This is a genomic window from Micromonospora sp. KC721 (assembly GCF_004348355.1).
GTDB lineage: Bacteria > Actinomycetota > Actinomycetes > Mycobacteriales > Micromonosporaceae > Micromonospora.
The window spans coordinates 1-12,441 of the sequence record NZ_SMJY01000179.1 but is presented as its reverse complement, the minus strand read 5'-3'; the positions used below and the strand labels follow the sequence as shown (position 1 = coordinate 12,441).

Genomic DNA, 12,441 nt, shown 5'->3' with positions numbered 1-12,441 from the left:
GCAGCGGGGCCCGGGGGGCGCGGGCGGCGCGGGCGACCCAGTAGCCGGAGCGGCCGCTGTGGTCGCCGGGCCCGCCGATGAGTCCGGCGCGTGCGATGAGGAGACGGTCGGCCAGAGCCGTCCGGGTGAACGTCTCGCAGGCGGACTTGGCCTCGCCGTACCGGTCCCGGTCGACCTCGTCCTGGTCGGTGGCGGGCAGCAGGGCGGCGGACTCGTCCGCGCCGGGCGTGTCGTGGGAGGCGTACGCGCTGACCGAGGAGACGTAGATCCAGTGCCGTGCCCGCGCGCCCAGGGCGGCAACCGCCTCGCGTACGAAGCCGGGTTGCCAGGACACTTCGAGTACCGCGTCCCACTCTCCTCCGGACAGGGAGGCGTACGCGGTCAGGTCGCGCCGGTCCGCGGCCACCAGACGCGCGCCTTCCGCCACGGGCCCACTGTCGCCACGAGCCAGGCACGTCACGCGATGGCCGCGATCGAGGGCCTGCCGGGACACCTCACGCCCCAGCCAGGCCGTGCCGCCGAGGACCAGGATCTCCATGCGCTGCATCGGCCAACCCAACCAGCGCGGCCCGATCACACCAAGAGCTTCTGCCACGGGCAGAGCCGGCATCTCCAGCCAGGCCCGACCCGGCCGTCGCAGCTCGGCCCGCAGCAGCCCAGCCCACCGGTGACGAGGCATCGCACGGCTCCCGGTGTGCGGCTCCGTAGACTGCCTCGTTGTGGACAACGCGAGAGACAGCTTCTGGGGGCCGGACTTCGAGCAGCTCAGCGCCGTCGACCCGGAGATCGCCGGGGTGGTGCTCGGGGAGCTGGACCGGCTGCGCAGCGGCCTGCAACTGATCGCCAGCGAGAACCTCACCTCCCCGGCGGTGCTCGCGGCGCTCGGTTCGACGCTGACCAACAAGTACGCCGAGGGTTATCCGGGCCGGCGTTACTACGGCGGCTGCGCCGAGGTGGACCGGGCCGAGGAGATCGGCATCGCCCGGGCGAAGGAGCTGTTCGGCGCCGAGCACGCCAACCTCCAACCACACTCGGGGGCCAACGCCAACCTGGCCGCGTACGCCGCCCTGGTACAGCCCGGGGACACCGTGCTGGCCATGGAGCTGCCGCACGGCGGGCACCTCACCCACGGCAGCCGGGTGAACTTCTCCGGGAAGTGGTTCCACACCGTCGGGTACACCGTCCGGCGGGACACCGAGCTGATCGACTACGACGAGGTGCGGGACCTCGCGTTGGCCCACCGTCCGAAAATGATCATATGTGGCGCGACCGCGTACCCGCGCCTGATCGACTTCGCCCGGTTCCGGGCCGTCGCCGACGAGGTCGGGGCGTACCTGATGGTGGACGCCGCGCACTTCGCCGGCCTGGTGGCCGGCGGGGTGATTCCGTCCCCGGTGCCCTATGCCGACGTCGTCTGCCTCACCACCCACAAGGTGCTGCGCGGGCCTCGCGGCGGGATGATCCTGTGCCGTGAGTCGCTGGCCGCGCGGATCGACAAGGCGGTCTTCCCGTTCACCCAGGGCGGCCCGCTGATGCACGCCGTCGCGGCCAAGGCGGTCGCGTTGCGCGAGGCCGCGCAGCCCGAGTACCGGGCGTACGCGGCGCAGGTGGTCGCCAACGCCCGGGCGCTCGCGGCCGGTCTAGCCGCCGAGGGGATGCGGCCGGTCTCCGGCGGCACCGACACCCACCTGGCCCTGGTCGACCTGCGCGAGGTCGGGGTGAGCGGCGCCGACGCCGAGGCCCGCTGCGACGCCGTGGGCATCACCCTGAACAAGAACGCCATCCCGTATGACCCGCAGCCGCCGGCGGTCGCCTCCGGGATCCGGGTGGGCACCCCGAGCGTCACCACCCAGGGCATGCGGGAGGGGCAGATGCGACAGGTCGCCTCGCTGATCGCCCGTGCGGTACGCACCGACCCGGCGAACCCCGGGGGCGCCGACCGGCTCGCCGGGATCGCCGGCGAGGTCGCCGAGCTGGTCGCCGCCTTCCCGGCGTACGCCCGATGAGCGCGCCACGGGCGGGGGAGCCGGGGGCGATCCGGGCCCGGTTGCCGTACCTGCGGCTGCCGCTGGCGGCGTGCGCGGTGCTGGCCGTGGTCGCGGTGCCGGCGGCGGCGGTGCTGCGCGGACCCACCGGCGCGGCCGGCGTGGCCGCCGGGATCGGGCTGGTCGTGGTCAGCTACCTGATCTCCGGCCTCTCGGTGGCCTGGGCCGACGCGGTGAATCCTCGGTTAATCATGTCCGTCGGGCTGGTCACCTACGCCACCAAGATCGTGTTCCTCGGGGTGGTGCTGTCCGCCGTCGCGGCGACCGGCTGGGCCGGCCTGCCGGATCTGGGGGTGGCCGTGATCGCGGCGGTGGTGGTCTGGACCGGGGCCCATCTGACCTGGGCTTTGCGGTCGCCGCTGCCGACCCACGGTCGGTCTGACGGCTGAGCGTTTCCGCCGGTACGTCGGGCTGTTGTGGGTGGCCGGTGGGGAGTAACCTGAGCGTCGATTGCTCCGATGCCGCACGGCCCGCACGCTGTCCGCAGTGTGGGGGGTGCCGCACACTCCCACGCGCCCCTGCTGATATTGTTCGCCACGTCATGGCCGATGACCCCCACACCCGCAAACCCGACGAGCCCTCGTCGGAGGGAGTGGCCGGTGCCGTCCTGGGCTACCTGCTCGCCGGCATCGTGGCGTGGGGTTTCCTCGGGTGGTTGGCGGAGCGGTTCTTCGATCTGCGAACCGGCATCGGGGTCGCCATCGGCATGATGCTCGGCGCAGCCGGAGCGATCTACCTGATCATGAAGAGGCTCAGTGCTTGAGTGCCAGCACGCGCGGGTCTGTCGAGTGCGGAGGATGACACGGTGAGCGGACAGCTGGTCGTCGCCCAGGGGCTCCCCTGGCCCCCCAGCGTCGAGGATTTCTATCCGCCGAACGTGGCCGGCCCCTGGGTCACCAAGTTCGGCATCATGGTCTGGCTCGCGGTCGCGTTGCTGATCATCTTCTTCATGCTGGCCTACCGGAACCCCAAGCTGGTGCCGGGCAAGGCCCAGTGGGCCGCCGAGTCGGTCTACGGCCTGGTGCGCGACAACATCGCCCGGGAGCAGATGGGCAACGCGGGCATCCGCTTCGCGCCCTACTTCACGGTGCTGTTCAGCTTCATCCTGCTGACCAACCTCTTCGCCATCGTGCCCGGCCTGCAGATCTCCCCGAACTCGCACATCGCGTTCCCGATCGTGCTCGCGGCCATCTCCTACGCGATGTACAACTACATCGGCGTCCGCAAGCACGGCCTCGGCGGCTACCTGAAGCAGAGCCTGATCCTGCCCGGTGTGCCGTGGCCGATGCACTTCCTGCTGATTCCGATCGAGTTCCTGCAGAACTTCGTCGTCCGGCCGGTCACCCTGGCGCTGCGGCTCTTCGCCAACCTGTTCGCCGGGCACCTGCTCCTGCTGGTCTTCACCATCGGCGGCTTCGTGATGCTCTCCTCGGACAGCATCTTCGTCCAGGTGACCTCGGTCTTCTCCTTCGCGATGGCGATCGTGATGACCTTCTTCGAGGCGCTGGTCGCGGTGCTGCAGGCGTACGTCTTCGTCACGCTGAGCGCCAACTACATCGGCACGTCCCTGGCTGACGAGCACTGATCGGGCTCGGCGGGTCACCCGGCCCGACCAAGCTTCTGGTACCGAACCGCGTACACGTGAGACCTCACGTGTGAACTAGGAGGAATACCCGCAATGGACGTTCTCGCCGCCATCAACGGTAACGTCAACACCATCGGCTACGGCCTCGCCGCCATCGGCCCCGGTATCGGCGTCGCCCTGGTCTTCGCGGCCTACATCCAGTCGAGCGCCCGCCAGCCCGAGTCCGCCGGTTACAACCGCACCTGGCTGGTGCTGGGCTTCGCCCTGGTCGAGGCGCTCGCCCTCTTCGGCCTGGTGCTCGCCTTCGCCGTCAACTGACGCGAGCTCTCCCGACCCGGAGGTCCGACATGTATCTCGCCGCCGAAGGCCACAACCCGATCCTGCCGATCTGGCAGGAGATGGTCATCGGGTCCATCTCCTTCATCCTGCTCGTCATCGTTCTGCTGAAGTTCGTCATGCCGCGCATGGAGGCGATGTACCAGGCGCGGGTCGACGCGATCGAGGGCGGCCTCAAGCGCGCCGAGGCGGCCCAGGCCGAGGCGAACCAGCTGCTCGAGCAGTACCGTGCGCAGCTCGCCGAGGTCCGCACCGAGGCCGCGAAGATCCGCGACGACGCCCGCTCCGACGCCGAGGGCATCCGCCAGGACATCCTCGCCAAGGCGCGGGAGGAGTCCGACCGGATCATCGCGGCCGGCAAGGAGCAGCTCGCCGCCGAACGGGCCACCATCGTGCGCGAGTTGCGTACCGAGGTCGGCACGCTCGCGGTGGACCTGGCCAGCAAGATCGTCGGTGAGTCGCTCGCCGACGAGGCTCGTCGCAAGGGCACCGTGGACCGGTTCCTCAGCGGCCTCGAGAGCGCGGGGGCCCGCTGATGCAGGCCGCCAGCCGGGAGTCGTACAAGGTCGCGGCCGAGCGCCTCGACGCGTACGTCCGCGGCGCGGAGCCGTCGGCGGTGGCCGCCACCGCCGACGACCTTCTCTCCGTCGCCGCTCTGCTGCGGCGCGAGCCGCGGCTGCGCCGGGCGCTCTCCGACCCGGCTCGTTCGGGTACCGACCGGTCCGGCCTGCTCGGCGACATGCTGCGCGGCCGGATCGGTACCGACGCGCTCGACCTGCTCGTCGCGCTGGTCACCGGCCGGTGGTCGACGCCGTCGGAGTTGCTCGACGGCGTCGAGCGGCTCGGCGTGGAGGCGTTGCTCGCCGGCAGCGACAAGGCCGGCGAGCTGGGCGAGGTCGAGGACGAGCTGTTCCGCTTCGGGCAGGTCGTCGCCGGCTCCCCGGAGTTGTCCAACGCACTGTCCGATCCGGCCGCCCCGGTCGCGCGGCGGGCCGGCCTGGTCGACCAGCTGCTCGCCGGTAAGGCCCGGCCGGTAACGGGTTACCTCGTCGGGGTGGCGCTCGCCGGATTCGGGGGACGCTCCTTCACCGGGTCGCTCACCCGACTGGTCGAGATGGCCGCCGAGCGGCGGGACCGGCAGGTCGCGTACGTGACCGTGGCCGCTCCGCTGACCGACGAGGAGGAGCGACGCCTGGGTGCCCGCCTCTCCGCAATGTACGGTCGGGAGGTCTCCGTCAAGCAGACGGTGGACCCGGAGGTGCTCGGTGGAGTGAGCGTGCGGGTCGGCTCCGACCTGTACGACGGCACCGTCCTGCGCCGCCTCAACGAGACCCGCAACGCGCTCGCGAAGCGCTGACCAGCGTCCTCGCAGCCCTTTGATCGACGCCATTCGGACCGGTCGGTACTAGGTATCCCGGGCCCCTGATACTTAAGGAAGCAGAGGATGGCCGAGCTGACCATCTCGACGGAGGAGATCCGCGGCGCCCTGGAGCGCTACGTCTCCTCCTACACGGCCGACGTCTCCCGCGAGGAGGTCGGCACCGTCGCCGACACCGGTGACGGAATCGCCCACGTCGAGGGCCTGCCCTCGACCATGACCAACGAGCTCCTGGAGTTCGAGGACGGCACCCTGGGTGTCGCCCTGAACCTCGACGTCCGGGAGATCGGTGTCGTCGTTCTCGGTGACTCCGCGAAGCTGGAGGAGGGGCAGCGCGTCAAGCGCACCGGCCGGGTGCTCTCCGTGCCGGTCGGCGACGCCTTCCTCGGCCGCGTGGTCAACGCGCTCGGCCAGCCGATCGACGGGCTCGGTGACATCGCCAACGAGGGCTTCCGCGAGCTGGAGCTCCAGGCTCCGAACGTGATGGCCCGGCAGTCGGTCGACGAGCCGCTGCAGACCGGTATCAAGGCCATCGACGCGATGACCCCGATCGGCCGGGGCCAGCGTCAGCTGATCATCGGTGACCGGAAGACCGGCAAGACCACGGTCGCTCTGGACACCATCCTCAACCAGCGGGACAACTGGCGCTCCGGCGACCCGAAGAAGCAGGTCCGCTGCATCTACGTCGCCATCGGCCAGAAGGCCTCCACGATCGCCTCGATCAAGGGCGTCCTGGAGGAGGCGGGCGCGATGGAGTACACCACCATCGTCGCCTCCCCGGCCTCGGACCCGGCCGGCTTCAAGTACCTCGCCCCGTACACCGGCTCGTCCATCGGCCAGCACTGGATGTACGGCGGCAAGCACGTCCTGATCGTCTTCGACGACCTGAGCAAGCAGGCCGAGGCGTACCGGGCCGTGTCGCTGCTGCTGCGCCGCCCGCCGGGCCGCGAGGCGTACCCGGGTGACGTCTTCTACCTGCACTCCCGGCTGCTGGAGCGCTGCGCCAAGCTCTCCGACGCGATGGGTGGCGGCTCGATGACCGGCCTGCCGATCATCGAGACGAAGGCCAACGACATCTCGGCCTTCATCCCGACCAACGTCATCTCCATCACCGACGGCCAGATCTTCCTGGAGACCGACCTGTTCAACCAGGGTGTCCGGCCGGCCATCAACGTCGGCACCTCGGTCTCCCGCGTCGGTGGCGCCGCGCAGGTGAAGCCGATGAAGAAGGTCGCCGGTTCGCTGCGGCTCAACCTGGCCCAGTACCGCGAGCTGGAGGCGTTCGCCGCCTTCGCCTCCGACCTGGACCGGGCCTCCCGGGCCCAGCTGGAGCGCGGTGCCCGCCTGGTCGAGCTGCTCAAGCAGCCGAACTACTCGCCGTACCCGGTGCAGGAGCAGGTCGTCTCCGTCTGGGCCGGCACCGAGGGCAAGCTGGACGACATCCCGGTGGGCGAGGTCCGCCGCTTCGAGTCGGAGTTCCTGCAGTACCTGCGGCACAAGCACGAGGGCGTCCTGTCGGCCATCGCCGACAACCAGTGGAACGACGAGATCACCGGCTCGCTCGACTCGGCGATCACCGAGTTCAAGCAGGTCTTCCTCGGCAAGGAGGACGAGCGGCGGATCAACGAGGCCCCGGCCAAGCCGCTGGAGGGTGCGGAGAACCGCGAGACGGTGACCCGCTACACCGACACCGTCGAGAAGCAGTAGGGCTGACCGATGGCGGCCCAGGTACGCGTTCTTCGTCAACGCATTCGCTCGGCGAAGGGGATGAAGAAGATCACCAAGGCGATGGAGCTCGTGGCGACGAGCCGGATCGCCAAGGCCCAGGCCCGGGTGGAGGCGTCCCTGCCGTACGCCCAGGCCATCACCGGCGTGCTCACGGCGCTGGCCTCCAACGCGCGGATCGACCACCCGCTGCTGACCCCGCGCGAGCGGGTTCGGCGGGCCGGTGTCCTGCTGGTAACCGCCGACCGTGGTCTGGCCGGCGGTTACAGTTCGAACGCCATCAAGACCGCGGAGTCGCTGATCGCCCGGCTGCGCGCCGACGGCAAGGAGCCCGTGCTCTACGTCATCGGCCGCAAGGGCGTGAGCTTCTTCCGGTTCCGGGACCGGCCGATCGAGGCGAACTGGACGGGATTCTCGGAGCAGCCGACGTTCGCCGACGCCCGCACCGTCGGGGAGACGCTGATCACGGCGTTCTCCGCCGGGGCGGACGACACCGACGGCGACCCCGGGCCGGACGGGACGCGCGGTATCGACGAGTTGCACATCGTCTACACCGAGTTCAAGTCCCTGATGACCCAGATCCCGGTGGCGAAGGTCATCGGCCCGATGCAGGTCGAGGACCGGCCACGGTCCGAGGGCGCGCTCCCGGCGTACGAGTTCGAGCCGGAGGCGGAGGCGCTGCTCGACGCGCTGTTGCCGAAGTACATCAACACGCGGATCTACGCGGCGTTGTTGGAGTCGGCGGCGAGCGAGTCGGCCGCCCGGCGGCGGGCGATGAAGAGCGCCACCGACAACGCCGAAGAGATGATCGAGAAGTACACGCGTGAGATGAACTCGGCCCGCCAGGCCGGGATCACCCAGGAGATCAGCGAGATCGTCGGCGGCGCGAACGCGCTGGCCGCGTCGGGAAGTGAAGTGTGATGACTGTATCCGCAGTTGCTGGTGGACCAGCTGAGACCAAGACGGCCACGGGTCGCGTGGTCCGGGTCATCGGCCCGGTCGTCGACGCCGAGTTCCCGCGCGACGCCATGCCAGCCCTGTTCAACGCCCTGCACGTGGACGTGACCCTGTCCGGCGGCGAGAAGACGCTGACCCTGGAGGTCGCCCAGCACCTGGGTGACAACGTGATCCGGGCCATCTCGATGCAGCCGACCGACGGCCTGGTCCGTGGCACCGAGGTACGCGACACCGGTTCGCCGATCACCGTGCCGGTGGGCGACGCGGTGAAGGGCCACGTGTTCAACGCGATCGGCGAGTGCCTCAACCTCACCGAGGGCGAGACGCTCCAGCCCGACGACCACTGGGGCATCCACCGCAAGGCTCCGGCCTTCGCGGACCTGGAGCCGAAGACCGAGATGCTGGAGACCGGCATCAAGGTCATCGACCTGATCGCCCCGTACGTCAAGGGCGGCAAGATCGGTCTGTTCGGCGGCGCCGGCGTGGGCAAGACGGTGCTCATCCAGGAGATGATCACCCGGGTGGCCCGGAACTTCGGTGGCACCTCGGTCTTCGCCGGCGTGGGGGAGCGCACCCGTGAGGGCAACGACCTCATCGCCGAGATGACCGAGTCCGGTGTCATCGACAAGACCGCGCTGGTCTACGGCCAGATGGACGAGCCGCCGGGCACCCGGCTGCGGGTCGCGCTCTCCGCGCTGACCATGGCGGAGTACTTCCGCGACGTGAAGAAGCAGGAGGTGCTGCTCTTCATCGACAACATCTTCCGCTTCACCCAGGCCGGGTCCGAGGTCTCCACCCTGCTCGGCCGGATGCCGAGCGCGGTGGGCTACCAGCCGACCCTGGCCGACGAGATGGGCGAGCTCCAGGAGCGGATCACCTCCGTCCGGGGTCAGGCCATCACCTCGATGCAGGCGATCTACGTGCCCGCCGACGACTACACCGACCCGGCGCCGGCCACCACGTTCGCCCACCTGGACGCGACCACCAACCTGGAGCGGTCGATCTCCGACAAGGGCATCTACCCGGCGATTGACCCGCTGGCGTCCTCGTCCCGGATCCTCGCCCCGGAGTTCGTCGGCCAGGAGCACTTCGCGGTCGCCACCGAGGTGAAGCGGATCCTGCAGAAGTACAAGGACCTGCAGGACATCATCGCCATCCTCGGCATCGAGGAGCTCTCCGAGGAAGACAAGATCACCGTGGCCCGGGCCCGGCGGATCGAGCGCTTCCTGTCGCAGAACACCTACGCCGCCGAGCAGTTCACCGGCGTGCCGGGCTCGACGGTGCCGCTCGCCGAGACCATCGAGGCGTTCAAGAAGATCAGCGAGGGCGAGTACGACCACTTCCCCGAGCAGGCGTTCTTCATGTGCGGTGGTCTGGAGGACCTGGAGAAGAAGGCGAAGGAGCTGATGGCGGAGGGCTGAGACCTCCACCACAGCCGCGAAGGCCACCTCGGCGAGAGCCGGGGTGGCCTTCGCGGCTGTTCCCCGCTCTCGCGCCGGTGCCCGTTCCCAGGGGCGAGCGATTCCCGCCGCAGCGCGGTACCGTTTTCAGCGCGACGCTCGCGAATGGGCGTCGATTCGCAGCAACTTCTCGGCCGCGTCCGCCCGTCTTGTCAGTCATGGGCGTGACGACGAATGGAGATCCCCGTGGGTAAGGCCGGCAAGAAGGGGCGGCGCAGGCCGTCCCGCTGGGCGGGCGTGCCGCGGTGGGCGCGGGTCTGCACGGTCTTCGGTGCCGTGCTGATGCTGCTCAGCGGCGCCGTGCTGGTCGGCTACGAGGCGCTGCTCGCCCGCTACGAGGGCGCGGTCGGCAAGGCCGACCTCTTCGGCGACCAGGCTGCCGGGGCACAGGAACGCAAGAGCGACATCAAGGGCCCGCTCAACATCCTGCTGGTCGGTATCGACCCACGCAACCCGAAGCAGCCGCCGCTGGCCGATTCGATCATGGTGCTGCACGTGCCCTCGACGCTGGACCGGGCCTACCTGTTCTCGATGCCGCGCGACCTCGTCGTCGACATCCCGAAATTCGACAAGGCCAACTACCCCGGTGGCCGCGGCAAGCTCAACGGCGCCATGTCGCACGGCAGCGCCGTGCAGGGGCAGAACCCGAGCGCCGTGCAGGGGTTCGAGTTGCTCGCCAAGACGGTGCAGCAGGTGATCGGGATCGAGCGGTTCGACGCTGGCGCGATCATCAACTTCACCGGGTTCCAGAAGATCGTCGACGCCATGGGTGGCGTCACGATGTACATCGAGCGAGACGTGAAGTCCGAGCACCGGGAGCCGGACGGCACGCACCGCAAGGGCAACCCGTACGGCGAGGGCTACATCGGCCCGCAGGCGGAGTACAAGAAGGGCACCCAGCACCTCAGCGGCTGGCAGGCGCTGGACTACGTCCGGCAGCGGTACCCGAAGAACGGTGTCCCGGACGGCGACTACGGTCGCCAGCGTCACCAGCAGCAGTTCATCAAGGCGATGGCCAAGCAGGCGGTCAGCGCCGACGTGGTGACCAACCCGATCAAGCTGGACCGGGTGGTCCGCGCGGCCGGCCAGTCGTTGACCTTCAACGGCCGCGGCAACAGCGTCGTCGACTTCGCCCTGGCGCTCAAGGACGTCCGGCCGGAGAACGTCGAGCTGATCAAGTTGCCCGGTGAGGGGATCGGCACGGGCGCGGCGTACCGGGGGGAGCGCTTCCTGCCTGCGGCGGACGACTTCTTCACGGCCTTGAAGAACGAGCAGCTCGACGCCTTCCTGCTGGAGCACCCGGAGTTCCGCAACCGGAACAAGTGATCCCGCCGCGCCGGGTGCGCGGGAACCGGAGGCGGTGGCCTGGCCACGGCGTGTCGCGCCCGCAGTGGCGCGGGTCTCGCCACCCGCGTTGGGGAGGCCCGGGGCCCGGGACTAGACTTTCGACAATCCGCCGCCGCAGCAAGGAGACAGCGTGGCACAGCAGCTTCACGTCGAGCTCGTAGCCGTCGAGGAGAAGGTCTGGTCCGGCGAGGCCGAGATGGTCGTCGCGCGGACGACCGAGGGTGAGCTGGGTGTGCTTGCGGGACACGCGCCCCTGCTCGGCCAACTCGCGGAGCCCAGCCAGGTTCGCATCAAGCGGGCCGGTGGTGAGCAGATCGCCTACGACATCGCCGGCGGTTTCCTGTCGGTGACCGGCGAGGGCGTCACCGTCCTGGCCGAGAGCGCCACCCCGGCCCGCTGAGAGCCGGCCCGCCGATGGAGATCGTGGAAGGGATCGGAATCGGCATCGCGGCGCTGCTCGCCGCGCTCGTGATCCTTTTCATCCGGCGGGCCGTGTTCACCCGGACTGGAGGCATCATCCGGCTCAGCGTCCGGGTCACCACGGTCCTGGACGGTCGCGGCTGGTCTCCCGGCTTCGGCCGCTTCATCGGCGACGAGCTCCGGTGGTATCGGATGTTCAGCTTCGCGCTCCGGCCCAAGCGGGTGCTCTCCCGCAAGGAGCTCGTCGTGGAACGGCGGCGGCTGCCCGAGGGACAGGAGCGGCTCTCCATGCCCGCCGACTGGATCATCCTGCGCTGTACCAGTCACCACGCGCCGGTCGAGATCGCCATGGCACGTTCCACGGTCACCGGATTCCTCTCCTGGCTCGAGGCCGCCCCGCCCGGGGCGGCCTCGCCGCGTCTGGCTTCCTCCCAGGACTGGCCCGCCGCCTGACGCCCGGCCGCCTGGCGCCGCGCCCGAGATGGCTCCGGCCCGACAACCGTTGCGGCGCGTCTGGGGCGAATGTCGGGTTCTGCCCCCCGGCGTTGATCGGTGGAACGTCATGGCTGTCTTCGGCGTCCGGAGACCTCCATTCTGTTCCACCGAACGGTTCAGCCTGGGCGGCGTGTCCGTTCCGGGCTGGTGGTGGGCGTGGCCGGCGGCACTCTGCGGGCGGAATGGCGGGCGGGTCGGGGTGGTTGTATCCCGGTGAACGACCGAGGAAGACGGCCCGCCGATGGCGGGTGCGAGGGCCCGGAATGATGGTGGGCCGCCGGTCGTTGTACATGGTCCCGGCGTGACGAAGAGGCCCCGCCTCCCGCGCACGGGATGATCCCCCACATTCTTCGAGCGCCTGACGTGGTGCTTGCGCACACCAGATCGCCGACCCCCGTCGGCGGGTGCTGCGCCAACCCCCGAACGGAGCTTTCCCATGAACATGAACACGATGCTGCGTAAGAGCGTGCTGGGTGTTGCTGGTCTGGCTTTCGCCGGTGGTGTGTTCGCCGGTCCGATCGCCGCTCACGCCGCAGAGCCGGTGGACACCAAGCCGGTGGCCGCGAGTGTGCAGGGTGCCCAGTCGAAGATCACTCTGAACGACGAGCAGACCGCCAATGTCAAGGCGATCATCGCGGCGACGAAGAAGGCGGGCCTGCCGGAGCGTGCGGCTGTCATCTCGATCGCGACCAG

At 69.7% G+C, this 12,441-nt stretch carries 14 protein-coding genes and 1 pseudogene; 14 read left to right on the top strand and 1 reads right to left on the bottom strand.

From position 1 onward, the window contains the following. On the bottom strand, positions 1-679 hold a 679-nt coding region (locus tag E1182_RS24260; RefSeq protein ID WP_371687599.1), incomplete at its 3' end, for an NAD-dependent epimerase/dehydratase family protein. A gap of 40 nt (positions 680-719) precedes the next feature. On the opposite strand from E1182_RS24260, the gene glyA reads away from it, so the two are divergent. From glyA to E1182_RS24190, 14 genes and pseudogenes are all read left to right on the top strand, one after another. Continuing rightward, a complete protein-coding gene (glyA, locus tag E1182_RS24255; protein WP_207921494.1) occupies positions 720-2,006 on the top strand; it encodes a serine hydroxymethyltransferase in 1,287 nt (428 codons plus the stop codon). Continuing rightward, a complete protein-coding gene (locus E1182_RS24250; RefSeq protein ID WP_132269317.1) occupies positions 2,003-2,434 on the top strand; it encodes a hypothetical protein in 432 nt (143 codons plus the stop codon). Before glyA ends, E1182_RS24250 begins: the two co-directional genes overlap by 4 nt. A gap of 152 nt (positions 2,435-2,586) precedes the next feature. Further along, positions 2,587-2,808 (top strand): hypothetical protein, encoded by a 222-nt coding sequence (locus E1182_RS24245; protein WP_132269315.1) that lies wholly within the window; start codon positions 2,587-2,589, stop codon positions 2,806-2,808. Next, positions 2,809-3,630: a F0F1 ATP synthase subunit A gene (gene atpB / locus E1182_RS24240; protein WP_132269312.1), complete on the top strand. Its 822-nt coding sequence runs from the start codon at positions 2,809-2,811 to the stop codon at positions 3,628-3,630. Positions 3,631-3,723: 93 nt separating this feature from the next. Beyond that, a complete protein-coding gene (atpE, locus tag E1182_RS24235) occupies positions 3,724-3,948 on the top strand; it encodes an ATP synthase F0 subunit C (RefSeq protein ID WP_132269310.1) in 225 nt (74 codons plus the stop codon). 29 nt (positions 3,949-3,977) lie between these two features. Beyond that, positions 3,978-4,502 (top strand): F0F1 ATP synthase subunit B, encoded by a 525-nt coding sequence (locus E1182_RS24230; protein ID WP_132269307.1) that lies wholly within the window; start codon positions 3,978-3,980, stop codon positions 4,500-4,502. Next, positions 4,502-5,323: a F0F1 ATP synthase subunit delta gene (locus tag E1182_RS24225; protein ID WP_132269305.1), complete on the top strand. Its 822-nt coding sequence runs from the start codon at positions 4,502-4,504 to the stop codon at positions 5,321-5,323. Before E1182_RS24230 ends, E1182_RS24225 begins: the two co-directional genes overlap by 1 nt. Positions 5,324-5,410: 87 nt before the next feature. Next, complete coding sequence (gene atpA / locus E1182_RS24220; RefSeq protein WP_132269303.1) at positions 5,411-7,051, top strand: F0F1 ATP synthase subunit alpha; 1,641 nt, start codon at positions 5,411-5,413, stop codon at positions 7,049-7,051. 9 nt (positions 7,052-7,060) lie between these two features. After that, positions 7,061-7,990, top strand: a complete 930-nt coding sequence (locus E1182_RS24215) for a F0F1 ATP synthase subunit gamma (protein WP_132269300.1) — start codon at positions 7,061-7,063, stop codon at positions 7,988-7,990. Further along, a complete protein-coding gene (atpD, locus tag E1182_RS24210; protein WP_132269297.1) occupies positions 7,990-9,447 on the top strand; it encodes a F0F1 ATP synthase subunit beta in 1,458 nt (485 codons plus the stop codon). The genes E1182_RS24215 and atpD overlap by 1 nt, the downstream gene beginning before the upstream one ends. Before the next feature lie 213 nt (positions 9,448-9,660). Then, a complete protein-coding gene (locus tag E1182_RS24205; RefSeq protein ID WP_371687598.1) occupies positions 9,661-10,812 on the top strand; it encodes an LCP family protein in 1,152 nt (383 codons plus the stop codon). 151 nt (positions 10,813-10,963) lie between these two features. Next, positions 10,964-11,233 carry a F0F1 ATP synthase subunit epsilon gene (locus E1182_RS24200; protein ID WP_132269295.1) on the top strand — a complete coding sequence of 90 codons (270 nt, stop codon included), beginning with the start codon at positions 10,964-10,966 and terminating at the stop codon, positions 11,231-11,233. A 14-nt stretch (positions 11,234-11,247) separates the two neighbouring features. Next, entirely contained in the window at positions 11,248-11,706 is a 459-nt protein-coding gene (locus E1182_RS24195; protein ID WP_132269293.1) for a DUF2550 domain-containing protein, read from the top strand. A 484-nt stretch (positions 11,707-12,190) separates the two neighbouring features. Next, a pseudogene (locus E1182_RS24190) lies at positions 12,191-12,441 on the top strand (hypothetical protein); the annotation flags it as partial.